The 23,839-nt window shown below is 75.3% G+C and carries 23 protein-coding genes; 19 read left to right on the top strand and 4 right to left on the bottom strand.

The genetic code is table 11. The annotated features are described in order from the left end of the window. Window positions 1-30: 30 nt before the first annotated feature. Window positions 31-1,512, top strand: coding sequence for a S8 family peptidase (locus AC2TEW_RS34050; protein WP_484627132.1), 1,482 nt, complete (start codon window positions 31-33; stop codon window positions 1,510-1,512). Window positions 1,513-1,692: 180 nt separating this feature from the next. Here the strand turns inward: AC2TEW_RS34050 and AC2TEW_RS34045 are convergent, their stop codons facing one another. Further along, the gene (locus AC2TEW_RS34045) at window positions 1,693-2,586 is read right to left on the bottom strand and encodes a HipA family kinase (RefSeq protein WP_484627131.1); all 894 of its coding nucleotides are present in this window, start codon (window positions 2,584-2,586) and stop codon (window positions 1,693-1,695) included. Window positions 2,587-2,776: 190 nt separating this feature from the next. On the opposite strand from AC2TEW_RS34045, the gene AC2TEW_RS34040 reads away from it, so the two are divergent. From AC2TEW_RS34040 to AC2TEW_RS34000, 9 genes are all read left to right on the top strand, one after another. Further along, window positions 2,777-3,217: an SRPBCC family protein gene (locus AC2TEW_RS34040; protein WP_033821954.1), complete on the top strand. Its 441-nt coding sequence runs from the start codon at window positions 2,777-2,779 to the stop codon at window positions 3,215-3,217. A 204-nt stretch (window positions 3,218-3,421) separates the two neighbouring features. Continuing rightward, window positions 3,422-4,585 (top strand): glycosyltransferase, encoded by a 1,164-nt coding sequence (locus AC2TEW_RS34035; RefSeq protein ID WP_484627167.1) that lies wholly within the window; start codon window positions 3,422-3,424, stop codon window positions 4,583-4,585. A gap of 363 nt (window positions 4,586-4,948) precedes the next feature. Beyond that, the gene (locus tag AC2TEW_RS34030) at window positions 4,949-6,454 is read left to right on the top strand and encodes a sugar transferase (RefSeq protein ID WP_484627130.1); all 1,506 of its coding nucleotides are present in this window, start codon (window positions 4,949-4,951) and stop codon (window positions 6,452-6,454) included. Between the two features lies 1 nt (window position 6,455). Beyond that, window positions 6,456-7,796, top strand: coding sequence for an O-antigen ligase family protein (locus AC2TEW_RS34025; RefSeq protein WP_484627129.1), 1,341 nt, complete (start codon window positions 6,456-6,458; stop codon window positions 7,794-7,796). Next, window positions 7,793-9,547 carry a lipid II flippase MurJ gene (locus AC2TEW_RS34020; protein ID WP_484627128.1) on the top strand — a complete coding sequence of 585 codons (1,755 nt, stop codon included), beginning with the start codon at window positions 7,793-7,795 and terminating at the stop codon, window positions 9,545-9,547. The genes AC2TEW_RS34025 and AC2TEW_RS34020 overlap by 4 nt, the downstream gene beginning before the upstream one ends. Next, complete coding sequence (locus AC2TEW_RS34015; protein WP_484627127.1) at window positions 9,537-10,334, top strand: polysaccharide deacetylase family protein; 798 nt, start codon at window positions 9,537-9,539, stop codon at window positions 10,332-10,334. The genes AC2TEW_RS34020 and AC2TEW_RS34015 overlap by 11 nt, the downstream gene beginning before the upstream one ends. Next, window positions 10,331-11,506 (top strand): glycosyltransferase, encoded by a 1,176-nt coding sequence (locus AC2TEW_RS34010; protein WP_484627126.1) that lies wholly within the window; start codon window positions 10,331-10,333, stop codon window positions 11,504-11,506. Before AC2TEW_RS34015 ends, AC2TEW_RS34010 begins: the two co-directional genes overlap by 4 nt. A 64-nt stretch (window positions 11,507-11,570) precedes the next feature. After that, window positions 11,571-12,287, top strand: coding sequence for a Wzz/FepE/Etk N-terminal domain-containing protein (locus AC2TEW_RS34005; RefSeq protein WP_484627125.1), 717 nt, complete (start codon window positions 11,571-11,573; stop codon window positions 12,285-12,287). Further along, window positions 12,284-13,441: a GNAT family N-acetyltransferase gene (locus AC2TEW_RS34000; RefSeq protein WP_484627124.1), complete on the top strand. Its 1,158-nt coding sequence runs from the start codon at window positions 12,284-12,286 to the stop codon at window positions 13,439-13,441. Before AC2TEW_RS34005 ends, AC2TEW_RS34000 begins: the two co-directional genes overlap by 4 nt. Here AC2TEW_RS34000 and AC2TEW_RS33995 read toward each other — a convergent pair. Continuing rightward, window positions 13,418-14,563 carry a glycoside hydrolase family 26 protein gene (locus tag AC2TEW_RS33995; protein WP_484627123.1) on the bottom strand — a complete coding sequence of 382 codons (1,146 nt, stop codon included), beginning with the start codon at window positions 14,561-14,563 and terminating at the stop codon, window positions 13,418-13,420. The genes AC2TEW_RS34000 and AC2TEW_RS33995 overlap by 24 nt on opposite strands. A 316-nt stretch (window positions 14,564-14,879) precedes the next feature. Between AC2TEW_RS33995 and AC2TEW_RS33990 the strand changes: the two genes are divergently transcribed. The 9 genes from AC2TEW_RS33990 to AC2TEW_RS33950 all read left to right on the top strand — a co-directional run bounded on the left by AC2TEW_RS33990 (window position 14,880) and on the right by AC2TEW_RS33950 (window position 21,934). Further along, on the top strand, window positions 14,880-15,797 hold the full coding sequence (locus AC2TEW_RS33990) for a PQQ-binding-like beta-propeller repeat protein (RefSeq protein ID WP_484627122.1): 918 nt from the start codon (window positions 14,880-14,882) through the stop codon (window positions 15,795-15,797). Between the two features lie 206 nt (window positions 15,798-16,003). Then, complete coding sequence (locus AC2TEW_RS33985) at window positions 16,004-17,602, top strand: ABC-F family ATP-binding cassette domain-containing protein (protein WP_484627121.1); 1,599 nt, start codon at window positions 16,004-16,006, stop codon at window positions 17,600-17,602. Between the two features lie 347 nt (window positions 17,603-17,949). Continuing rightward, complete coding sequence (locus AC2TEW_RS33980; protein WP_033819349.1) at window positions 17,950-18,183, top strand: helix-turn-helix domain-containing protein; 234 nt, start codon at window positions 17,950-17,952, stop codon at window positions 18,181-18,183. A gap of 233 nt (window positions 18,184-18,416) precedes the next feature. After that, window positions 18,417-19,223 carry an enoyl-CoA hydratase/isomerase family protein gene (locus AC2TEW_RS33975; RefSeq protein ID WP_484627120.1) on the top strand — a complete coding sequence of 269 codons (807 nt, stop codon included), beginning with the start codon at window positions 18,417-18,419 and terminating at the stop codon, window positions 19,221-19,223. Window positions 19,224-19,404: 181 nt separating this feature from the next. After that, entirely contained in the window at window positions 19,405-19,887 is a 483-nt protein-coding gene (locus tag AC2TEW_RS33970) for an Asp23/Gls24 family envelope stress response protein (protein WP_484627119.1), read from the top strand. A 22-nt stretch (window positions 19,888-19,909) separates the two neighbouring features. Next, window positions 19,910-20,104, top strand: coding sequence for a hypothetical protein (locus AC2TEW_RS33965; RefSeq protein ID WP_033819319.1), 195 nt, complete (start codon window positions 19,910-19,912; stop codon window positions 20,102-20,104). After that, window positions 20,104-20,478 (top strand): hypothetical protein, encoded by a 375-nt coding sequence (locus tag AC2TEW_RS33960; protein WP_484627118.1) that lies wholly within the window; start codon window positions 20,104-20,106, stop codon window positions 20,476-20,478. The genes AC2TEW_RS33965 and AC2TEW_RS33960 overlap by 1 nt, the downstream gene beginning before the upstream one ends. Before the next feature lie 203 nt (window positions 20,479-20,681). Further along, the gene (locus tag AC2TEW_RS33955; protein ID WP_484627117.1) at window positions 20,682-21,314 is read left to right on the top strand and encodes a DUF6286 domain-containing protein; all 633 of its coding nucleotides are present in this window, start codon (window positions 20,682-20,684) and stop codon (window positions 21,312-21,314) included. A gap of 11 nt (window positions 21,315-21,325) precedes the next feature. Beyond that, window positions 21,326-21,934, top strand: a complete 609-nt coding sequence (locus AC2TEW_RS33950) for an alkaline shock response membrane anchor protein AmaP (RefSeq protein ID WP_484627116.1) — start codon at window positions 21,326-21,328, stop codon at window positions 21,932-21,934. A gap of 81 nt (window positions 21,935-22,015) precedes the next feature. Here the strand turns inward: AC2TEW_RS33950 and AC2TEW_RS33945 are convergent, their stop codons facing one another. Continuing rightward, window positions 22,016-22,777: an SDR family oxidoreductase gene (locus AC2TEW_RS33945; RefSeq protein WP_484627115.1), complete on the bottom strand. Its 762-nt coding sequence runs from the start codon at window positions 22,775-22,777 to the stop codon at window positions 22,016-22,018. A 69-nt stretch (window positions 22,778-22,846) separates the two neighbouring features. Next, entirely contained in the window at window positions 22,847-23,389 is a 543-nt protein-coding gene (locus AC2TEW_RS33940; RefSeq protein ID WP_484627114.1) for a VanZ family protein, read from the bottom strand. Between the last annotated feature and the right edge of the window lie 450 nt (window positions 23,390-23,839).

Genomic DNA, 23,839 nt, shown 5'->3' with positions numbered 1-23,839 from the left:
GCACCACGAGACTCGGGAGGGCCATCCCCTATGAGAGTTCCTCGGATACGTCGGGCACGGCTCGCGGCGGCAGGTCTCGCGCTCGCCACCGCCGGCTCGATCGCGCTGCCGGCCGGCACCGCCGCGGCAGCCGGATCGGACCCGGCGCCCGGGCCGCTGCTCAGCTATGTGGTGAACACCCAGGCCAACCACGGCCAGGTGAAGAAGGCCGAGCGGGAGATCACGAAGGCCGGCGGCTCGGTGGTCTACTCGTACGAGCAGATCGGTGTGGTGATCGCCCGCTCCACCGACACCGGGTTCGCGGCCAAGCTGCGGCACGTCAAGGGGATCGACTCGGTGGGCGCCAGCCGGACCGCCGGGATCGTGGCCGCGGACGTGGAGTCCACCGTCGAGCGGGTCTCCCCGGGCGCCACCCCGGCGGACGGTTCCGAGCCGCTCTGGGCCAACCAGTGGGACATGCGGCAGATCGGCGTGGACAAGGCCCACGAGACCACCCTCGGCAGCCGCCGGGTGGTGGTCGGCGTCCTGGACTCGGGCATCGACGCCAAGCACGAGGACCTGGCCGCCAACGTGGACGCCTCGCTCTCCGCCTCCTGCATCGACGGCGGACGCCCGAACACCGACTTCAACTCCTGGCAGCCCACCACCAGCGACCACGGCACCCACGTGGCCGGCACCATCGCGGCCGCCAAGAACGGCAAGGGCATCGAGGGCATCGCCCCCGGCGTGCGGCTCGCCGCGGTCAAGGTGGTCGACGACGGCGGCTTCATCTACCCGGAGTACGCCATCTGCGGCTTCGTCTGGGCCGGTGAGCACCACTTCAAGGTGACCAACAACAGCTACTACATCGACCCGTGGCTGTTCAACTGCAAGAACGACCCCGACCAGGCCGCCGTCACCACGGCCGTCAAGCGGGCCGTCGCCTTCTCGCAGCGCAACGGCGTCCTCAACGTCGCCGCGGCCGGCAACGACAACATCGACCTCGCGCACAAGACGGTCGACGTGACCAGCCCCGACGACACCACCCCCGGGTCGCGGCCGATCGACGAGAGCTGCCTGTCGCTGCCGACCGAGCTGCCCGGCGTCGTGGTGACCAGCTCGGTGGGCTTCAAGGGCGACAAGTCCTTCTACTCCAGCTACGGCAAGGGCAAGGTGACGGTGGCCGCCCCCGGCGGTGACTCCCGCTACCAGCTGCCGGACACCCCGGACAAGAACGGCCGGGTGCTCTCCACCGTCCGCGGCGGCTACGCCTACATGCAGGGCACCTCGATGGCGTCCCCGCACACCGTCGGCGTGGTCGCGCTGCTCGCCTCGACCCACCCGTGGGCCGGCCCGGACGAGCTGCGCGCGATGCTGGTCCACCAGGCCGACGACCACGCCTGCCCGGCGGTCTTCGACCCGAGCGGCGACGGCGCGTTCAAGGGGGTCTGCGAGGGCAGCACCGCCAACAACGGCTTCTACGGCGCGGGCATCATCAACGCCGCGACGGCCGCGCAGTGGTGGCGGTTCTGAGCCGCTGAGTCGCTGAAGCGCTGAGCCGCTGAACCCGGAGCGCTGCTGAGGACGGAGCGCCCTGAACCCGGAGTGCCCCGCCCGGACCTGGTCCCGGGCGGGGCACTCTGCTGCGGGGTACGGGGTACCGGGGTACGCGCTCTCCGGTCTGGGTGCGGGCCGGGCCGGGGCTCGGGCGGGTCAGCCGATGTGGCGGCTCCAGTCGGACTCCACCTGCGCCTGGCCGTGCCGGTTCGGTACCTGCTTCAGCCAGGCGGGCCGGGCCGCGAGGGTGGCCGCCGCCCGGGCGGCCTCGGCGGCCCGCTGCTCCTCCGGGGTGGCGAAGCAGGTCGGCAGCCAGGCCGCCGACGCGGCCGCCCGCGCGGCCAGCTGGGTCACGTACGCCTCCCGCAGCTCCGCCACCGAGTCGAAGCCCGGTTCCCCGGCCAGCCACTGCTCGGGCACCAGTGCCACCACCTCGCGCAGCAGCGCCTCGGTGACCCGGGGCGCGAACGCGGCGTCGGCGGCGAGCACGTCCGGGTGGTAGCCGCCGAGCGCGTGTGCGGACATCGGGTACGGCTTGAGCAGCGAGGCCGCCGCACCGGACCAGCGGTGGTGGAAGACCAGCCCGGCGCCGTTGTCGATCAGCCAGAGGCGGCCGTGCCAGACCATCAGGTTGGGGTTGGCGGTGGTGCGGTCGACGTTGCCGGTCAGCGCGTCCAGCCAGACCACCCGGCCGGCCTCGGCCGGGTCGACGTCCAGCAGGCCCGGCCGGAAGTCGCGGGCGCCCGGCAGCAGGTCCATGCCGAGGTTGAGCCCGGAGCTGGCCCGCAGGATGTCCTGGATCTCCGGGTCCGGCTCGTCCGCCGCGACCGCCGGGTCGAAGTCCACCAGGACCAGCGGCGGTACCCGCAGGCCCAGCCGGCGGCCCAGCTCACCCACGATCACCTCGGCCACCAGCGCTTTGCGGCCCTGCGCGGCGCCGGTGAACTTCACCACGTAGGTGCCCAGGTCGTCGGTCTCCACCACCCCGGGCACCGAGCCGCCCGCGCGCAGCGGGTCGAGATAGCGGACTGCGGTCACCTGATCGAGCACACCGGCCACCCTAACTCGGCCGCCCCGCGGGGTGCGCCCGTATTCCGGGCCCGGTTTGGGGTGCGGCCGAGGGCGGTGGTTGGCTTGACCCCGATCGTCCGGCGGCCGGGCCGCCGGAGGCACGGGCCGTCCCGCAGCAGTGCAGCAGCAGTGCAACGGCAGTGCAGTCGCAGTGAAGGAGAGCAGCCCCATGGGCAAGGTGCAGGCCACCACCGAGCGCGTCTACCAGGCCACCCCGGAGCGGGTGTACGAGGCGCTGGCCGACTACGCCGTCGTCCGTCCCCGCCTGCTGCCCGCGCAGTACAGCGAGTACGAGGTGAAGGCCGGCGGCACCGGGGCCGGCACCCAGGTGCACTGGCGGCTCCAGGCCACCGAGAAGCGGGTGCGCGACTGCCTGTTCACGGTCTCGGCGCCGAGCCCGGAGCAGCTGGTGGAGACCGACGCCAACTCCACCATGGTGATCACCTGGACGGTGGCCGCGGCGGGCGAGGGTGCGGCGCGGGTGACGGTGGACGCGAGCTGGCAGGGCGCCACCGGTATCGGTGGTTTCTTCGAGCGGACCTTCGCGCCCAAGGGGCTCAACCGGATCCACGACGCGGTGCTCGCCAAGCTCGCCGACGAGCTGGCCTGACGCCTGACGTCCGGCCGCCGACGTCAATCCGATGATCGATGACAGATTTCAGATTCTGTCATCGGTCAGCCGTCATCGGGGTAGCCACCGCCCACCCCCCGCACACCCGTACGGCCCGCCCGCCGTACGGGTGACGTGCTTCCCCGGACGGGTGACGGGACCCGGGATCCGGTGGCGCCCGGACCTAGGCTCGCCGCCGTGCGCATGACGATCCTTCATATCTCCCAGCCCGTGGACGGCGGTGTCGCCCGGGTCGTGGTGGACCTGGCCCGGGGCCAGTGCGAGGCCGGCGGCCGGGTGCTGGTGGCCTGCCCGCCGGGCGGCCGGCTGGCCGCCGAGGCCGCCGCCGTCGGGGCCGAGGTGCTGGACTGGCCGGCCGGCCGTTCGCCCGGCCCCGGCACCCTGGGCGAGGCGAGCAGGCTGCGCCGGATCGTCCGTGAGGCCGCCCCCGACGTGCTGCACCTGCACAGCGCCAAGGCCGGGCTGGCCGGCCGGCTGGCGGTCCGGGGTGCGGTGCCCACCGTGTTCCAGCCGCATGCCTGGTCGTTCGCGGCGGTCGGCGGCCCGCTGGCGGCCGCCACGCTGCGCTGGGAGCGGTTCGCCACCCGCTGGGCCCGGGTCCTGCTGTGCGTCAGCGAGCAGGAGCGGGTGGACGGTGTGGCAGCCGGCCTGGCCGGCGACTGGCGGGTGGTGCCCAACGGCGTGGACGTCCGGTACTTCGCCGCCGAGAACGCGGCCGGCCGCCGGGCCGCGCGGGCCGCGCTCGGTGTGGATCCGGACGCCCCGCTCGCGGTCTGCGTCGGCCGACTGTGCCGCCAGAAGGGGCAGGACGTGCTGCTCGCCGCCTGGCCCGAGGTGGCGGCCCGGGTTCCCGGCGCGCGGCTGGCGCTGGTCGGCGGCGGCCCGGACGAGGCCGCGCTGACCGAGCTGGTGCGGGGGCTGCCCGACCCGTCCGGGGTGCGGCTGGCGGGGAACGTCGCGGATCCGCGTCCCTGGCTGGCGGCGGCCGACCTGGTGGTGCTGCCGTCCCGCTGGGAGGGGATGGCGCTGGCCCCGCTGGAGGCGATGGCCGCGGCCCGTCCGGTGCTGCTCTCGGACGTGCCGGGGGCCCGGGAGTGCCTGCCGCCGGGCCATGCCGCGTCCGCCCTGGTGCCGCCGCAGGATCCGGCGGCGCTGGCCGGCCGGCTGGCGGCGGCGCTGGCCGACCCGGGGGAGTGCGAACGCCGCGGGGCGCAGGCCCGTGCGCACATGGCGGCCCGGCACGACATCCGCGAGGTGGTGCGGCAGGTGGCCGCGGTCTACGACGCGCTGCTGGGCGCCGCCGCGGTGCCCGGCGGCCGGACCCCCCGTGTCCCGGAGCGGTCCTGATCGTTTCTCAGACCGTGAATGCTCGCCGCGAATGCTCGCGGTGAAGGTGCTGCCGAATTCGCGCCGTGACCGCTGGGCCGAAGGTGCAAATCCGACGGTCTGATTAATGGGCAGGTGGAATGAAATGGCAAGTCAACTTCCTGACATTCAGGCGGCGTTCGGTATTGTCTGATTTTGCCTGCTTCGTTCCGATTCTCACCGGTCCGTCCCGCGTGGATCGACCGGCGAGAGGGCCGAGAGCCGTCCGAGGCAGCAGGTGCTTACCTGGACCGCGTCCACCGGGCCGGGATCGCCGCGCGCTGGTGCGACCCGGCTCCGGCTGTCCCGCCATGGCGGGTACACAGCAGGGGAGTTCGTGCGCTGATGACCATTGACCACGAGAGTGTGCCGCGGCCGGGCAGATCCCTGTCGGCGCCGCGGCGGCTCTCCGCCGAGGTGCTCGATCGGCCGGTCCCGCCGCGGACCCGCTCCGCACCCGGCCTCGGGCGCCACCGCAGGCCGTTCCGCTCCCGGGTCGCCCTCCCGCTCGCCCTGGTCGGCGTCGACAGCCTCGCGGTCTGCGGCGCCCAGGCCGCCGTCGCGGCCGCCACCGCCTCGGGCCCGCACCCGCTGACCGGCGCCGCCGCCCTGCTCCCGCTGCTGCTCCCGCTCAACCTGGCCGGCGGGCTCTACCGCAACCGGCTCAGCCTCTCCGTCCTGGACGAACTCCCCGCGCTGGCCGCCCGGGCCGCCGTGGCCACCGCCTTCGCCGTCACCCTCACCGCCTGCCTGGACGGCCGCTGGCCCGGCTCCGGCCCGGCCACCCCGCTGAGGCTCACCGCCCTCCTCGCGGGCCTGCTGCTGCTCGCCGTCACCGGCCGCGCCGTCACCTACCACCTGCTGCGCAAGGTCCGCCGCCGCCGCCCCAGCCCGGTGCTGGTGCTCGGCGCCGGCGAACTCGGCCAGCGGATCGCCGCCACCCTCACCGAGCGGCGCGAGTACGGCCTGCGCCCGGTCGGCTACGTCGACCCGGACCCGGTCCTGCTGGCCGGTGACTCCCGGCTGCCGGTGCTCGGCGGCCGCGAGGTGCTGGAGCGGGAGGTGCGCCGACGCCGGATCCACCACGTGGTCGCCACCGAGGGCGCCGCCGACGAGGCCGAGACCGCGGCCGCCCTGCGCGACGCCGTCCGGCTGGGCTGCCAGGTCTGGCTGGTCCCGGCGCTGCGCGAGTACGGCTCGCTCGGCCGCTTCCCCGCCGACCACCTGTACGGTTTCCCTTGCCTGCCACTGGCCCGGCCCGCGATGCGCCGCCCCGGCTGGGCCGCCAAGCGGGCCCTGGACATCGTCGCCTCCGGGCTCGGCATGCTCGCCCTGGCGCCGGTGCTGGCGGTCTGCGCGCTGGCCGTACGGTGCGACACCGGCCCCGGGGTGCTCTTCCGCCAGCAGCGCACCGGCCTGGACGGCAAGGCCTTCACCGTCCTCAAGTTCCGCACCCTGCGCCCCAGCAACGAGCACGAGTCGGCGACCCGCTGGAACATCTCCCAGGACCACCGGATGGGCGCCGTCGGCCGCCTGCTGCGCCGCAGCTCCCTGGACGAGCTGCCGCAGCTGTGGAACGTGCTGCGCGGCGACATGAGCCTGGTCGGCCCGCGGCCCGAACGACCGTACTTCGTGATGCGGTTCGGCCAGGTCTACCCCGAGTACGCCGACCGGCACCGGGTGCCGGTCGGGCTGACCGGCCTGGCGCAGGTCAACGGTCTGCGCGGGGACACCTCGATCGAGGACCGGGCCCGCTTCGACAACCGCTACATCGAGGGCTGGAGCCTGTGGCAGGACACCAAGATCCTGCTGCGCACGGCCGCCCTGATGCTCCACCCGGACGGGAGCTGAGATGGCCCTCGCACTCCTGCGCCCGTCCCCGGCGGGCGGCCTGACGACAGGTCGGCTGCTGAGCATAGTGGCGCGCCGGCCGAGCCTGTGGGCCGCCGCGACCGTCCTGCTGGTCTGCGTGCCGACCGGCGAGAAGGACGTCACGGCCGCCGTGCACGTGACCCCCGCCGACGTCGCCTCACTGGTCCTGGTCGCGCTCACCGCCGTCGACCTGGTGCGCGGCCGCGCCCCGCGGGTGGACCGCCGGGCCTGCCTGCTGTTCGGCGGGATCGTGCTGGCGGCCGCCGCCGCCACCCTCACCTCGATCGACCCGGCGGCCAGCGTCACGGGCTTCGTCCGGCTGGTGCAGATCTTCGTGCTGGTCCCCGCCGCCGTGGTGTGCTCCCTGCGGGACCGCCGCGACCAGCGGCTCGTGCTCGGCGCCTTCGTCGCCGCCGCCCTGGTCCAGGGCGTGGTCGGCGCCCACCAGTACCTCACCCGCACCGGCGCCTCCTACACCGGACAGCCGATCCGGGCGGTCGGCACCTTCGGCGCCCTGGACATCATGGGCATGTCCACCGTGGTCAGCTTCGGCCTGCTGGCCGCCCTCGCCCTGGCGCTCGGCGAACGCGGCCCGGCCGGCAGCCGCCCGCTGCGCCTGGCGATGACCGGCGTCGCCGCCTTCCTCGCCTTCCCGCTCGCCGTCTCGTTCAGCCGGGGCAGCTGGATCGCCTGCGGCGCCGCCGCCACCGTGCTGCTGCTGCGCGCCGACGCCCGGCTGGCGGTCCGCGGCGCGGTGCTGACCGCGGCCGCGGCCGTGGTGCTGGTCGGCGGCCTCGGGCTCGGCGCCTCCGGCGTCACCGAGCGGCTCAGCAGCATCGGCTCGGTGTCCGCCGCGCCGGACCAGTCGGTCAGCGACCGCTACGACCTGTGGACGACGGCCGGCCGGATCTGGCAGGACCACCCGGTCACGGGCGCCGGCCCGAAGGCGTTCCAGCGGCTGCGCGACAGCCACGCCCCGCTGCGGCTGTCCTCCGGCAGCGACGCGGCCGACGCCACCATCGGCTTCCAGCGCGAACCGCTGCTCTCCCCGCACAACATGTACTTCCTGGTCCTGTCCGAGCAGGGCCTGGTCGGCATCGTCGCGTACGCGGCGCTGTTCCTCGCGCTGCTCGCCGGCTGCCTGCGCCGGGCCGCCGACGGTCCCGGCCTGGCCGCGCTCGCCCTGCTCGGCTGGGTGACCGTCGACTTCCTCTACGCCGACATCGGCGGCACCACCACGGTGCTGACCTCGGTGGTGCTGGGCCTGGCGGTCCGGTCCGCCCTGCCCGGACCGGACTCCCGCGGAGCGTACGCCGAATGACCACCGACCAGCCCGCCCCGGCGGTCGTCGCGGCGGTCCCGCCGGCCCGGGCGGGCGCCGCCCAGCCCGGCGGCGCCCCGGCCGGGGACCCGCCGCCGGCCGCCCCCGCCGCCGGCCGGCGCGGGTTCCTGGCCAAGGCGTTCGGCGTCACCGCACTGCTGAGCGCGGCCGGTTCGGCCCTCGGCCTGCTGCGCGACCTGCTGCTGGCGCGCTACTTCGGCGCCAACCAGGGCACCGACGCGTTCCTGGTGGCGTGGACGGTCCCCGAGACGGCGGCGCCGCTGCTGATCGAGGACGCGATGTCCTTCCTGATGGTCCCGGCGTTCAGCCTGGCCCTGGTCCTGCGCGAGGAACGCCCGGCCGGCCCGGACCCGGTCCGGCAGCTGGTCCGGGCCACCCTGCCCTGGCTGCTGCTGGCGCTGTGCGCGCTCTCCCTCGCGGTCGCGCTGGGCGCCCCCCAGCTGGTCGCCGTCCTGGCGCCGGGCCTCGCCGACCCGGGTCTGGCGGTCAGCTGCACCCGGATCACCGCCTTCACCGTGCTGCCGTTCGGCGTCGCCGGCTACCTGGGGTCGGCGCTGCGGGCGCACCACCGGTTCACCGCGCCGGCCGCCATCTACGTCGCCTACAACCTCGGCATCCTCGCGGTGCTGCTGACCGGGCAGGCGTTCCTGGGGGTGCGTTCGGCCGCCGTCGGGGTCGCCTTCGGCAGCCTGCTGATGGCCGGCGTCCTGGTCGGCCCGTTCCTGCGGCGGCTGCGCGGGGGCCGCCGGCGGCGCCGCCGGCGGGGTACGGCGGGCCACGGCGGCCTGGTGCTGATCCCGCTGGCGATGTTGCCGGTGGCGGCGTTCACGCTCACCCGGCAGGCCCAGGTGTTCATCGAGCGCTTCCTCGGCTCGGGGCTGCCGCCCGGCACCATCTCGCACCTCAACTACGCCGCCAAGGTCTCCCAACTGGCCATGACGGCGGGCATCCTGATCGTCACGGTGACCTTCCCGCTGGTCGCCAGGGCACTGGCGGCCGGGGACCTCGCGGCCGCCCGCGACCGGGTGGAGAAGGACCTCGGCCAGGCCGCCGCGGTGGTGCTGATGGGCACCGCGTTCCTGCTGGCCTGCGCCCCCTCGGTGGTGGCGCTGCTGTTCCAGCGCGGCGCGTTCGGGGCGCCCGACACCGCGGCCACCGCGGCGGTGATCCGGGTCTACAGCTTCGGCCTGCCGGCCCAGGCCATGATCGGGGTGATGGTCCGCCCGTTCTTCTCGCTGCGGCCGGTGGTCCGCCGGGCGGACGACCCGAAGGCCGACGACGGCGGCCGCCGGCTGCTCGACTGGTACCCGGTCGCCGCGATGGCCCTCGGGCTGCTGGTCACCGTCGCCGTGGGACTCGCCGCCACCCCCCGGTTCGGCGCGCTCGGCCTCGCGGCCGGCAACGCCGCCGGCATCACCACCACCGCCGCGCTGCTGCTGCGCGGGCTGCTGCTGCGCGGCATCGCGCTGCGGCTGCCCCGGGTGCTGGCCGGCCAGGCGCGGCTGCTGGCCGCCGCGGTGGCCGCGGCCGCGGCCGGCACCCTGGCCGCCACGCTCAGCGGTGACCCGCTGCTGTCCACCGTGACCGGCGGCGCCGCCGTCGTCCTGGTGTACGCGGCGGTGGGCACCGCGCTCGGCGCCGCCGAGGTGCGCGGACCGGTCCGCGCCCTGGCCCGAGCCCTGTACCCCCCTGCCACGGCCGCTGAAGGGAAGCTGCCCCATGGACGCTGAAACAGCCCGGCATCCGCTCCTGCCGGCCCAGCCGGCGGTGGGGCCGGCCCCCTGGATCCTGATGTACCACTCGGTGGCCGAGGAGGAGGAGGACCCGTACCTGCTCACCGTCAGCCCGCAGCGGTTCGCCGCCCAGATGGCCTGGCTGCACCGCACCGGCCGGCGCGGCGTCAGCGTGCGCGAGCTGCTGACCGCGCGCCGGGCCGGCCGGGCGGCCGGCCTGGTCGGGCTGACCTTCGACGACGGCTACGCCGACTTCGCCCGGTACGCCGTACCCGTGCTGCGCGAGTACGGCTTCACCGCCACCGCCTACGTGGTGCCCGACCTGCTCGGCACCGAGAACGGCTGGGACTCCGAGGGCCCCCGCAAGAAGCTGCTGACCGTCGACCAGGTCACCGAACTCGCCTCCGCGGGCTGGGAGATCGGCTCGCACGGACTCGGCCACCAGGCGCTGCCCGGGCTGCCCGCCGACCTGCTGGCCACCCAGTGCCGGGAGAGCCGCCGGGCGCTGGAGGACCTGGTCGGCGGCCCGGTCACCGGCTTCTGCTACCCGTACGGCGCGGTCGACCTGCCCGCCACCCTGGCCGTGCGCGACGCCGGCTACGACTACGCCTGCGCGATCCAGCACTCCCAGCTGACCGGCCGCTTCGCGCTGCCGCGCTGCTACGTCGGCGACCGCGACGGCGCGCTGCGGCTGCTGGCCAAGCACGGCCGCCACCGGCTGCGCGACGCCGTCACCGGACTGCGCCGCACCACCCTGGTCCGCCCGCGCGAGGAGCGGTCATGAAGATCCTGCACGTGATCACCGGCCTCGCCTCCGGCGGCGCCGAGCGCCAGCTCCAGCTGGTCCTGCGCCACCTGCCGTCCGAGCACCGGTGCGAGGTCGCCACCCTCACCAACCCGGGGACGGTCGCCGCCGCGCTGCGCGCCGACGGCGTCACCGTGCACGACCTGGCGATGCGCGGCAACCGGGACCTCGCGGTGCTGCCCAGGCTGACCCGGCTGATCCGCTCCGGCGGCTACGACCTGGTCCACACCCACCTGTACCGGGCCGGACTGTACGGCCGGCTGGCGGCCCGGCTGGCCGGGGTGCGGCCGGTGGTCGCCACCGAGCACTCGCTGCAGCCGGGGGTGATCGAGGGCCGGCCGACCTCGCGCGGGGTCAAGGCGCTGTACCTGGCGGCCGAGCGCCTCGGCACCGTCACCATCGCGGTCTCCGGGCAGGTGGCCGGCACCCTCGGTGACTGGGGGGTGCCGCCGGCCCGGGTGCACCTGCTGCCCAACGGCATCGACGCCGCCCGCTACGAACTGCCCACCGCCTCCCGGTACGCCCTGCGGCAGAACCTCCGCGCCGCGCTCGGCCTGCCGCAGCAGGCCTGGGTGGTCGGCGCGGTCGGCCGGCTGGTCCCGGGCAAGCGGTTCCACGTGCTGATCGACGCGCTGGCCGAGCTGCGCACCGTCGCCGAGCGCCACCCGGCGCTGCGCGAGCCGTGGCTGCTGCTGGTCGGCGCCGGCCCCGAGCGGGCGGCGCTGGAACAGCACGCCGAACGCCTCGGGGTGGGCGCCACCGTGCTGTTCACCGGCGAGCGCGAGGACGTGCCCGACCTGCTCGCCGCGATCGACGTGCTGGCCGCGCCCTCGGCCGAGGAGACCTTCGGCCTGACCGTGCTGGAGGCGCTGGCCGCCGGACTGCCGGTGCGGCACAGCGCCTGCCCGGCGCTGGACGGGCTCGGCCCGCAGGCCGCGCCGGAGGCGGTCCGGCTGCCCTCGGAGCCGGCCGCGTACGCCGCCGCGCTGCGCGAGCTGTGGAGCCGGCGCAGCGCCGCACTGCCCCAGCCGCCCGCGGTCCGGCACTACGACATCACCCGGATCGCCGCCGAACTCGGCGCGCTCTACGACCGGTTGGCGCCGCCCGCCGACACCGCCGGACGGCGGCGCCGGGCCGGCGCCGGGGTCTGAACCACCATCTGTCAGTCCGCAGCGGGCCGGACGTACCGGCGCTGCGTCGAGCGAGGAGCTACCGATGTCCGATCTGCGCCGAAGCGCCCGTGCGCTGGCCCGCCGCTGGTGGCCGGTGGCCGTCGCGGTCCCGCTGGGGGCCATCGCCGGGGCCGGCTACGCGGCCGTCTCGCACCCCTCCTACACCGCCGACTCCTACGTGGTGGTGGTCCCGGCGGAGACGGGGGACGGCGCCTCGGCGGTCAACTTCGCGCAGGCGTACGGCCGGCTGGCCGGGCAGCCGCAGGTGCTGGCGGGGGCCGCGGCGCGGACCGGTCACAGCATCGCCGAACTGGCGGGGCTGGTCAGCGGCACCACCTCGCCGGACGCGCCGGTGATCGACATCAGCGGTTCCGGCGGCCGGCCGCAGGACGCGGTCCGGGCGGCCGACGCGGTGGCCGGTTCGCTGATCACCTTCGCCAACGCCAGCAGCAAGGAGACCGGGGTGCGGCTGGTGCCGCTGGCGCCCGCCGCGGAGCCGGAGAGGCCGACCACGCCGTCGGCCGCGCTGGACACCGGGGTCGGCGCGGCGGCGGGTGTGCTGGCGGGGGCGCTGGTGATGCTGACCCGCCGCCGGCCCGCCGCCGACCCGGGACCCGACCCGGCGCCCGGCGTCCCGGCCGAGGAGCGCCCCGGCCCGCCGCGCCCGCGCGGCACCGCCGCCGAACCGGCCGCCGCCGAACCGGCCGCCACCGAGGACGCCGCCGCGCCGAAGCGGTCGGCGGCGAGGAGCCCCCGGTGACCGCCGAGCTGACCTCGGCCGGCCTGCCGGCGCAGGCCGCGGTCCCCGTCTGGACCACGGAGGTCCGGCGCCAGGACGACGCGCTGGAGCGGCTGGCCGGGGAGTGGGACGCGCTGGCGGCCCGCTGCGGCTCGGCCACCTCCTTCCAGGCCGCCGGCTGGCTGGCCTCCTGGTGGCGGCAGTACGGACGGCCCGGCGGCCTGGTGGTGGTGCTGGTCCGCCGGGATGGCCGGCTGGTCGGCGCCGCGGCGCTGCGCCGCCGCGGCCCGTTCGGCGGCCTGACCAACCTCGGCGGCGGCCTGGTGGACTTCACCGACGTCCTGCTGGACGACGACTGCGCCGACCGGGCGGCCGCCGAACTCGCCGCCGCGCTGCCGCTGCGCCGGCCCTGGCACAGCCTGGAGCTGCGCGAGGTGCACCCGGACGCGGCGGTCCACCGGGTCCACCGGGCCTGGCCCGGCCGCCGGTGGCGGTTCGAGGATTCGCTCTGCCAGTACCTGCCCGCCGTGCCGATGGAGGAGCTGCTGAAGCGGCTGCCGGGCAAGACCGCCCAGCGCAGCCGGGTCAAGCAGCGCAAGATCGCCGAGGCCGGGGTGGTGGTCCGGGCGACCGCGCCCGAGGAGGTGCCGGAGGCGGTCCGGGAGCTGCTGCGGCTGCACTTCCTGCAGTGGCAGGACCGCGGGGTCACCCCGGAGCACCGCACCGAGCGCTTCGCCGCCCACCTGACCGACTCCACCGCCGCGCTGGTCGGCTCGGGCCGGGCCGCGATGCACCGCTACTGGCTGGACGGCGAGCTGGTCGCGGTCAACCTGCTGGTGCTCTGCCCGGCCTTCGGCGGCCTCTACATGTACGGCGCGCACCCCGGGCTGCGCGAGCGCCTGGACATCGCGGGGCTGCTGTTCGGGGTCGCGCTGGACGAGGTGCGGGAGGCCGGGATCCCGGTGCTCAGCCTGCTGCGCGGCCAGGAGCCGTACAAGCAGCGGTGGCGCCCGGACCAGCTGTCCAACCAGCGGCTGGTGCTGGGCCCCGGGCGGCTGGCCCCGGCGGCCGCGGTGCGCGCGCTGCGGGTCCGGGGGCGCCGGGCGGCGGTGGGGGTGCTGCGCAGCCGGCTGCCCCGGCTGAAGGCCGCGCTAGTGGCCCGTCGCCTGCGCTGAGGCCTGCTGCCCGGGGGTGCCGGCCGGGGCGGCGGCCGCCGGCGGGGCGGAGGCCGGCGCCTTGGCGGCGGTGCCGGCCGGCACCCCGGCCGAGCCGGACATCAGCTGCTTGTACCGGGCGGCCGACCGGGGGTTGCGGTCGCACTGCCAGAAGCCGTGCGGGCAGTAGTCGGTGAGGGTCTGGTAGGCGGTGTCGTGGGTGCGCATCCAGTCCACCATCCGTTCCACGAAGACCGGGTTGTCGCCGTTGCGGAACAGCCCCCACTCGGGGTACGAGACCGGCTTGCCGCGCTTGGCGGCGAACTCGACCTGGTCCTGCAGCCCGTACGGCTCGTTCACGTAGTCGTCGAAGGTGGCGCCGGCCGGCTGGTCGTAGCTGTCCATGCCGATGATGTCGACGACGTCGTCGCCGGGGTAGCAGCGGGTCCAGGGGATGGCGTCCAGGCCGCGGGTCGGGGTGAAGTCGAAGCTGAAGTGCTGGCCCGGTACCGAGCGCATCACCCCGACGATCCGCCGCCAGTACGCCTTCCAGGCCGTCGGGTCGGGCCGGCAGCGGCTGGTGTAGGTGGTGCCGTTCATCTCCCAGCCGAGGGTGATCACGGTGTCGCCGCCGCCGAGCGCGGTCAGCTTGCGGGCCAGCTTCAGGAAGTGCGCGTCGAACTCGCCGCGGTTGCCGCGGGCCAGCAGCCGCGCCACCTCGGCGTCCGGGACGTTGCCCTCGTTGGGGACCAGCATCGGCACGCCGAGCACGAGCCGGCGCGAGGGGTCGGCCTGCCGCCACTGCGACCACAGCCCGAGCACCACCGTCTCGCCCTCGATGTCGTTCCAGCCGTTGCCCGCCAGGTAGGTGTGGCCGACCTGCATGTTGGCGCCGCCCAGCCAGCGGGCCATCTTGGCGATGTTCGGGATGTAGGTGTCCCAGGAGCCGACGAACGCGCCGAACGGGACCTCGTGCCGGGCCCGCTGCACCACCGGGCGGGGTGCGGCGCCGCGCGGTTCGACGGCGTCCGAGGAGAACGCGGCATGCCGCTCGGTCTGGCTCAGCGGGGTCCCGGACGGGACGCTCGCGGTGGTCACCAGCAGCAGCGCGGAGGCGGCCAGCGCCAGGCGGCCGAGTCGCATGGATTCTCCAGGCGGGGAGGGTGGGACGGCTGACCCGACAGTACGGGCACCAGCCGTCCGAAAAGCCTCATGTCACCCATTCGTGGCAGGTCGTACGACGAACGGCAGCGACGGCCGGCCGGGCGCGCGGCGCTGTCTCACCTCTGTAACAGTCCGGGATGCCCGCCGGCCCGCACCCCGGGCCCGGGCGGCGCTTACCCCCTGTTGACAACCGCAGGTGAGCGGTGTGCGCCACGGGCGGCGGCGCCCCTCGCCCCGGCCGGGGGAGCGGCCGCGTCGAGCTGACGTACATCCGTGCGGAGGGTACGCTCCGCCCGTGTCCTGGAATCCGCTGCGTAGTCTCACGCCCCGATCGGCCCTGCCCGCCGTTGCCGTCCTGCTGGTCCTCGGCGCGGGCGCCGCTGCGCATGCGAACAAGCCGGTGCCCTTCGGTGACCGGGTGGCGGAGCCGGGCGGCGCGGACGCCAGCCCGGCGGGTGCGCAGTCCCTGGACACCGGCGGCATGGAGCTGAAGGTCGGCCCCGGCCTGGAGGCGTACGACCCGGCCACCGGCGAGCACCTGTGGTCCTACCGCCGGGAGGGCGCGACCGCCCTGCACCTGGCGATGGCCGGCGAGAGTGCCGTGGTGGTCTGGGACGACGGCATGGTCACCTCGGTCCGGCCCAGCGACCACTCGGTGCGCTGGCACCGTTCGGTCCCCGGTCTGGCCGACTGGCTGCGCGCCGAGGGCGAGCCCGGCGCCGCCGACCGCTCCGAGGCCGACCGCCGGGCGACCGCCGTCAAGCGGGCCGCCGCCGCGCTCCAGCCGGTGTCGGTGGCGGAGTCCTGGGTGGCGGTGGTCACCCCCTCGCTCACCATGGGCTTCCGCGACCGCGACGGCGACCTGCGGTTCAACTCCCGGCCGCCGGCGGGCTGCACCTTCGACCCGCTGCGCTCGGTGCACACCGACGACGCGGTGCTCATCCCGCGCGGCTGCACCAGCGACGGCCTCGGCCGGGCGCTCCCGGGCGCGGTCAGCGTCTTCGAGCTGGACGGCGGCCAGACCGCGCTGCTGAACGCCGGCCCCGACGTGGTGCTGCGCCGTCTCGACGGCCACCGGGTGTCCGTCGAGGACGGCCCGATCGTGGGCAGCCACGTGTTCGACACCCGCAAGGGCGGGCCCGAGGCGGTCTGCGGCGGCCCGGCGGCGCCGTTCGCGGCGGTCCCGGCGAAGGACGCCTGTCCCGCGAAGTGACGCTCCCGTCCCGGCCCCGGCGGGCGGGGGCGGCAACTCCCGAAGGGTCCGCGGCCGGGCCCGGTAGACTGGTCCGCATGGCTGTTCTCCGCTGGCATTAGCGCGCCGTCCGGCAGGGCCCGTAGCGGCCCGCCGTTCCGTGTCGCCGCCTCCCCCTCCCCGCCCGGCCGCCGCGCCATGCCCACGTCTCAGGAGTAACCCCAGCCATGATTTCCGCGAACGCCCTGGAGCTGCGCGCCGGCGCCCGCATCCTGATCGAGTCCGCCACCTTCCGGATCGCCCCGGGCGACCGGATCGGCCTGGTCGGCCGCAACGGCGCCGGAAAGACCACCCTGACCAAGGTGCTGGCCGGCGAGGGCCTGCCGGCCGGCGGTTCGGTCACCAACTCCGGCCAGGTCGGCTACCTCCCGCAGGACCCCCGCACCGGCGACCTCGACGTGCTCGCCCGCGACCGGATCCTGTCCGCCCGCGGCCTCGACACCGTGCTCAAGAAGATGCGCGACAACGAGGAGCGGATGGCCAACGGCAAGGGCGCCACCCGCGACAACGCGATGAAGAAGTACGCCCGGCTGGAGACCGAGTTCCTCACCAAGGGCGGTTACGCCGCCGAGGCCGAGGCCGCCACCATCGCCGCCGCGCTCGGCCTGCCGGACCGCATCCTCGGCCAGGAGCTGCACACCCTCTCCGGTGGCCAGCGCCGCCGGGTCGAGCTGGCCCGGATCCTCTTCTCCGACGCCGACATCCTGCTGCTCGACGAGCCGACCAACCACCTCGACGCCGACTCGATCGCCTGGCTGCGGGACTTCCTGAAGACCTACAAGGGCGGCTTCATCGTCATCTCGCACGACGTCGACCTGGTCGAGACGGTCGTCAACAAGGTCTTCTACCTGGACGCCAACCGGTCCGCCATCGACATCTACAACATGGGCTGGAAGCAGTACCAGCAGCAGCGCGAGGACGACGAGAAGCGCCGCAAGCGCGAGCGGGCGAACGCGGAGAAGAAGGCCGCCACCCTGAACTCGCAGGCCGACAAGATGCGGGCCAAGGCGACCAAGACCGTCGCCGCGCAGAACATGGCCCGCCGCGCCGAGAAGCTGCTGTCCGGCCTGGAGCAGGTCAGGGTCTCCGACAAGGTCGCCAAGCTGCGCTTCCCGGACCCGGCCCCGTGCGGCAAGACCCCGCTCACCGCGGAGGGCCTGTCGAAGTCGTACGGCTCGCTGGAGATCTTCACCGACGTGGGCCTGGCGATCGACCGCGGCTCCCGGGTGGTCATCCTCGGCCTCAACGGCGCCGGCAAGACCACCCTGCTGCGGATGCTGGCCGGGGTCGAGCAGCCGGACACCGGCGAGGTGATCGCCGGCCACGGTCTGAAGATCGGCTACTACGCCCAGGAGCACGAGACGCTCGACCCCGAGCGCAGCGTCCTGGAGAACATGCGGTCGGCCGCGCCCGACACCGACCTGGTGCAGATCCGCAAGATCCTCGGTTCGTTCCTGTTCTCCGGCGACGACGTCGACAAGCCGGCCGGGGTGCTCTCCGGCGGTGAGAAGACCCGGCTCGCGCTGGCCTCGCTGGTGGTGTCCAGCGCCAACGTGCTGCTGCTCGACGAGCCCACCAACAACCTCGACCCGGCCAGCCGCGAGGAGATCCTCGGCGCGCTGCGCACCTTCACCGGCGCGGTGGTGCTGGTCACCCACGACGAGGGCGCGGTGGACGCGCTCCAGCCGGAGCGGATCATCCTGCTGCCGGACGGTGTGGAGGACCTGTGGAGCCCGGCGTACCACGATCTGGTGTCGCTGGCCTGAGCCGTCCCCGGCTCCGGCCGGGTGTAGACGCCGGTGTAGACGCGGAATCCACCGTCCGGGCGAGAAAAACTCAGCTTCGGGGAGCGGTGGGAATTCCCGATCCGGTGATTCCGTTTTGCTGGGCCCCGCCGCGGTTTGCGGCGGGGCCTGCTGTGCTGATCAGCAGATTCATCATCGAACACGCGCATCGTGGGGGGCGCGTGCACCCTGTGTGAGCGCCCTTGTGCGCAGCGAGCACCACCGGCAGACTGCGCTTTCCCGGTATCGACCTTGTCGAATGGGTGGCCAGGAGCCTGGCTATGGGTGATCATGGGAATCTGACCGAGCACAGCTACGAGGAGGCACGGGTGGCCGAGACTCTGAAAAAGGGCAGCCGGGTGACAGGTGCCGCGCGTGAGAAGCTCGCGGCCGATCTGAAAAAGAAGTACGACTCCGGGGCGAGCATTCGCGCGCTGGCGGAGGAGACGGGCCGCTCGTACGGCTTCGTGCACCGCATGCTGAGCGAGTCCGGGGTCATTCTCCGGGGCCGCGGTGGTGCCACGCGTGGCAAGAGCAAGGCTACTGCCGCAGCAGGTTCCTGACGATCCATCATATGTGTCGGCGGCGGCGGCCCAGGTCGTCGCGGAGCGGCTGCGCGACATGGGTGCGCCACCGGGCAGAACGCGCAGTCGACAGTTCCAGACGTATCGGCGGACGGGGTCTCCCGGGCCGCCGATCGTCATTTCGGCCGCTCTCCGGTAATCGGTACTGTCCGCCCGGACGCGGCTTTGTTACTCTCCAGTAGGTTCACTGCCCCTTCGCTGGAGGTATCCCCATGACCGTGCCCGCAGCCCACCCCGACTCCGCCCGGTGGGAGCAGGACGGAGTCCGCCTGGAGCTCGACGGCGAACTGGCACTGGTGACGCTCTGTCACGGAAAGCGTCGCAACGCCCAGACCCCCGCGATGTGGCGGGCGCTGGCCGAGGCCGGGCGCAGCCTGCCCGGTACGGTCCGGGTGGTCCTGCTGAGGGCCGAGGGCGTCTCCTTCTCGGCCGGGCTCGACCGGGCGATGTTCAGCCCCGAGGGGATCCCCGGCGAGCTGACCTTCCTGCAGCTCGCGGCCGCCGGCGACAAGGAGCTGGACGAGGCCATCGCGGGCTACCAGGAGGCGTTCACCTGGTGGCGGCGGGCCGACCTGGTGAGCATCGCCGCGGTCCAGGGCCACGCGGTCGGCGCCGGCTTCCAGCTCGCCCTCGGCTGCGACCTGCGGGTGGTCGCCGACGACGTGCAGTTCGCCATGAAGGAGACCTCGCTCGGGCTGGTCCCGGACCTGGCCGGCACCAAGCCGCTCACCGACCTGGTCGGACCGGCGCGGGCGCTGGAGATCTGCGCGACCGGCCGGTGGGTCGGCGCCGAGGAGGCCGTGGCGAGCGGGCTGGCCAACCTCGCCGTCCCGGCGGCCGAGCTGGACGCGGCGGCCCGGGACCTGGCCGCGGCCCTGCTGGCCGCCCCGCGCAACGCGGTGACCGAGACCAAGGCGCTGCTCCAGGGAGCGGCCGGCCGCTCGTACGAGGAGCAGCGCGCCGCCGAGCGGGCGGCCCAGGCCCGCCGGCTCCGCGACCTGGCGGGCATCGCGGACTGACCCGCCCGCACCCCTGCTCGTCGAGGGCCCGGCCGTGCCACGGCCGGGCCCTCGGCATGTCCGGGACCCCTGGCCGGCCCGGGCGGTCCGGGTGCCCCACGCGACGCGCGCGAGATGTGCCGGAATGTCAGAGTTGGTGGTGATTTGCGATATAGCTGGACCGCGACCACAGGAGATCCCCATGCCGCAGACCCCGACCCCCGCCGACCTCCAGAAGAGCGCCGCCGAGCAGGGCGGCGGCCGGACCAGCGCCGACCGGGGCCGTACCGCGCTGGCGGTCGGGGTGGTCGAGAAGATCGCGGGCATGGCGGCCCGCGAGGTCTCCGGCATCCACGCGCTCGGCTCGGGCTTCTCCCGCACCTTCAGCGCGATGCGCGACCGGGTGCCGGGCGGGAAGTCCAGCATCGGACGGGGGATCAAGGCCGAGGTCGGCGAACGGCAGACGGCGATCGACATCGCCCTGGTGGTCGAGTACGGCGTGGTCATCCCCAGACTGGCCGCCGAGGTCCGGGAGAACATCATCGCGGCCGTGGAGCGGATGACCGGCCTGGAGGTGGTGGAGGTCAACATCGCCGTCAACGACGTCCACCTGCCGGACGAGCCGGACGAGGTCGAGGAGGAGGAGGCGCCCGGCCAGGCCGGCCGGCGCCCCCGGGTCCAGTAGGAGCGGTTGACGAGGAGAGCGGATGAATCTGGCGTTGGTGGGCCTGCTGGCCGGGATGGGGCTGGGCTTCGCCGGGTACTTCGGCGGCTTCGCCGCGTTCCTGCTGGTCGCGGTCCTGGGCGGGGCCGGTTTCGTGGCCGGCCGGGTGCTGGAGGGCGACCTGGACCTGCGCGACCTCGGTGACCTGCTGCGCGGCGGCCGGGACCGGCGCCGCTGATGTCCGCACTCACCCCCTCGGCCGGGGTCGCGACCCCCAGCCCCGCACTGGCCCCCGCTCCCCGCCGAGGTGACCTGCGGATCGCCGACCTGGTGTTCAGCCGGATCGCGGAGCGGGCGATCGGTGACTCGCTGGCCGAGCACTGGGCCGGACGGGCCGAGCGGGGCGGACCGCCCACCGTCTCGGTCCGGCTGGTCCGCGGTGTCGCCAGGCTCACCCTCCACCTCGACCTGCCGTTCCCCGCCGATCTGGCCGCACTCGCCGGGACCGCCCGCCGGGCGGCGGCCGGGCGGGTCGCCGAACTCACCGGCACCCCGGTCGAGGAGGTCACCGTCGTGGTCGAGCGGCTGGTCCCCGCGGAGGCTCCCCGGTGAACGCCGGCTCGGCCGGGGACGGCGCGGCAGAAGGGCCGACGGAACCGGCGGGACCGGCGGGACCGGCGGAGGCGGCGGAGGCGGCGGAGGCGGTCGAGCGGGCTGAGCCGACTGAGCAGGCCGAGCCGGCTGAGCCGGCCGGGAACGCCCGGACAGCAGAGGGCGTGGGGGCGGCGGGGGCGGCAGAGGCGGCGGGGCCGGGGGTGCCGCAGACGGTGGTCGGGTCGGCGGCCGGGCCCGGGCCGGAGGTGGAGCAGGACCCGAAGGCCAGGGGCCCGCGTTCGCCGCGCACCGTACCCGCCTTCCTGACCGTGGTGGCCGTCCTGGTGCTGGCCGGCGGGCTGCTGTACGACGTGATCGCGGTCCGCAGCGGGTTCACGGCCGCGCCGTGGCGGGCCCGGGTGGCACACGAACTGGCGGTCCGCGGCCCCGACGATCCCTGGGTGCTGGCCGGGGCCGGGGTGGCGGTGGTGCTGGGGGCGTTGCTGCTGTGGGGTGCGTTCTCCGCCGGGGCGCGGCGCTGGCTGCCGCTGCGGGAGCCGGGCGCGGTGATCGACAGGTCGGGGGTGGCCGTGCTGATCGCGGTCCGGGCGGCGGAACTGCCCGGGGTGCAGGGCACCAAGGTCCGGGTTGCCCGCCGGCGGACCGTGGTCCGGGTGACCGGCGCCGTCGACCCCGCCGCCGTCCAGCGGACCCTGCGGGCGGAACTGGCTGCCGTCCCGCTGGCCGCCCCCAACCGGCTGGACGTCCGCGTCCGGGCGGGCCGCCCGGCCCACCCGCACCGGCACGGCGGCCTGGAAGAGCCGGCCGGGCCGTCCCGGGGGGCCGCGTCATGAGCCGGGGCGCGGTGAACCGGACCATCCTGGCGGTCGCGGGGGTGCTGCTGGTCGGCGGCGGGCTGCTGGTGCTGGCCGGCGGGCTCGACCTGTACCGGCGGCTCGGGCTGTCGATGCCGGCCGGCTGGCCGCTCACCGCACGGACCCGGCCGCTGCTCGGGGTGGCCGCGCGCGCCCGGGTGGCCGGGCACGGCTGGTGGTGGCCGGTGGTGATCGCCGTCCTGGTGCTGCTGGTGATCGGGGCGCTGGCCTGGCTGGCCGCCCAGCTGCGCCGGACCCGGTCCGTCTCGCTGGAGCTGGCTGCGCCGCTCGCCGCGACGGCGCTGCTGGTGCGCGGGCGGGCGGTGGAGGAGGTGGTCGAGGCCGCCACGGTCGCCCTGCCGGGGGTGGAGCGGGTCAGCGCGCAGCTGGGCGGCCCGCCCGGGGCGCCGGTGGTCCGGGCGGCGGTCCGGCTGACGCCCCACGGCTCCCCGGCCGAACTGCTGGAGGGGTTCAGGACCGGCCCGCTGGCCCGGACCCGGCGCAGCCTCGGGCTGCCCACCCTGCGCTCGGAGCTGCGGCTGCGGGTGGCACCGCAACGCCGGCCGGCCCGCCGCCGCAAGCAGCCCCGGGTGCGCTGAGCCGCTGCGGCGGTCCGGGCTGCGGCGGTCCGGTCCTGGTCGGGGAGGACGGGCGGGGAACGGGGAGCCGCTGACCGCCGGTCAGAGGCCGCGCAGGGCGCCGCCGTCCACCGGGACCATCACGCCGGTCAGGAAGGAGGCGGCAGGGGAGAGCAGGAAGGCCGCGACCCGGCCGAACTCCTCCGGCCTGCCGTAGCGGCCCAGCGGGATGGTGGCGGTCGCGCGGGCCTTGGCGGCGGCCGGGTCGCCGCCGAGCGCGTCGAGTTCGCGGAGCCGGTCGGTCTCGATCCGGCCGGGCAGCAGGCCGACCACCCGGATGCCGCGCGGGCCCAGCTCGTCGGCGAGCGACTTGGCGGCCATCGCGAGGCCCGGGCGCAGCCCGTTGGAGATGCCGAGGCCGCCGATCGGTTCGCGGACCGAGCCGGACAGGACGAAGCCGATCACCCCGCCCTCGCCGAGCGCGGCGGCCGCGGTGCGGGCGATCCGCAGGGCACCGAGGAAGACCGATTCGAAGGCGGTCCGCCAGGCGTCGTCCCCGGTGGCCGTCACCGGGCCGGCGCTCGGGCCGCCGACGCTGATCAGTACGCCGTCGAGCCGGCCGAAGCGCTCCCGGGCCGCGTCGACCAGCCGGTCGGCGGTGGCGGGGTCGGCGTTGTCGGCGACCACGCCGTGCACCCGGGTGCCGTCGCCGAGTTCGGCCACGGCGGCGGCCACCGACTGCTCGGTGCGGCCGCTGATGACCACCTGCGCGCCGTCGGCGAGCAGTTCGCGGGCGGAGGCCAGGCCGAGGCCGCGGGTGGCGCCGGTGACCACGAACACCTTCTGCTGAAGTCCTAGATCCATGGGCCCATCCTGCCCGGTCGGCGGCCCGGCGCGGGCCCGGTGTCCCGAGGCGGGGGATTCCGCGGGGGTTCAGCGGCGGCCGGCCCGGACCGCGGCGCGGGCCGCCGGGCCCGCGAGGGCGCCGAGGAGCAGGCCGATCGCCAGGCCGAGGTAGTTGTCCAGCAGGTCCTGGCCGTCGCAGGCCCGCCCGAGGACGGGGAACGCGTACTGCACGGACTCCACCAGCGCCGGGACGGTCACGGCGACGGCCCCGGCCGCGAACCGGCGGCCCCAGGTGCCGGCGAGCGCCGCGGTCAGGCCGAGCGGGACGAACAGCGCCACGTTGAGGCTGCTCTGGGTGGCCGTGAGCAGTTCGGACAGCGGGTGCGGGCCGACCCGGTCGAAGGTGCACTGACGCACGGCGTAACGGGCGTTGTCCCACAGCGGCAGCCGGGTGTCCGGCAGCACGGTGAGGGTGATGATCCCGCCGAGCGCGAGGACCAGCAGGAAACCCGCCGCCCGGTGGGCGCGCAGCAGCCGGCCCACCGGGCGGCTCAGCAGGGCGGCCAGCAGCAGGGAGCACAGCACGCCGGGCCAGAACAGCGGGGACGCACTCAGAACGGCTTCGATCACACCGAACCCGACGCAATCGGACACCCGTCCGGTTGCCGCAGCGCCGGTCCGCCCGCCCGTCCGTCAGTCCGGCCCGCCGCCCGTACCCGCTAGGCCGTGTCTGACAATTCGCGTCGGATCAGCGCGCGGCGCTGGGCGCCTGGCTGGGCGTGCCGGCGGAGCGCCCTCGTACTGGGTCGTACTTGGGCGATTCGCCGGTGCGTCCAGGTGGGGGCCCCTCCCGGCCGGAGGCTGGGGGAGGATGCACGGCGTCGGGCGCCCGGCGGGAATTGTCAGACACGGCCTAGTACTGCAACGGTGCTTACCGTGACGGTTGTCGGGTCCGCTCGTTGGACCGTTCATGGGTGGGGACATATCCGAGATCGATGCTCGTCGCTGGTCGGACGGGCTGGCCGGGCTGCATGAGCGGTTTGCCCGCCGGTTCGCGCGGAGTGAGTCTCGGGAGTCGGC

The organism is Kitasatospora sp. NEAU-CNBT7, from assembly GCF_057220535.1.
Note: the sequence above shows the minus strand (reverse complement) of the source record. Positions and strands in the feature narration are given on the sequence as shown.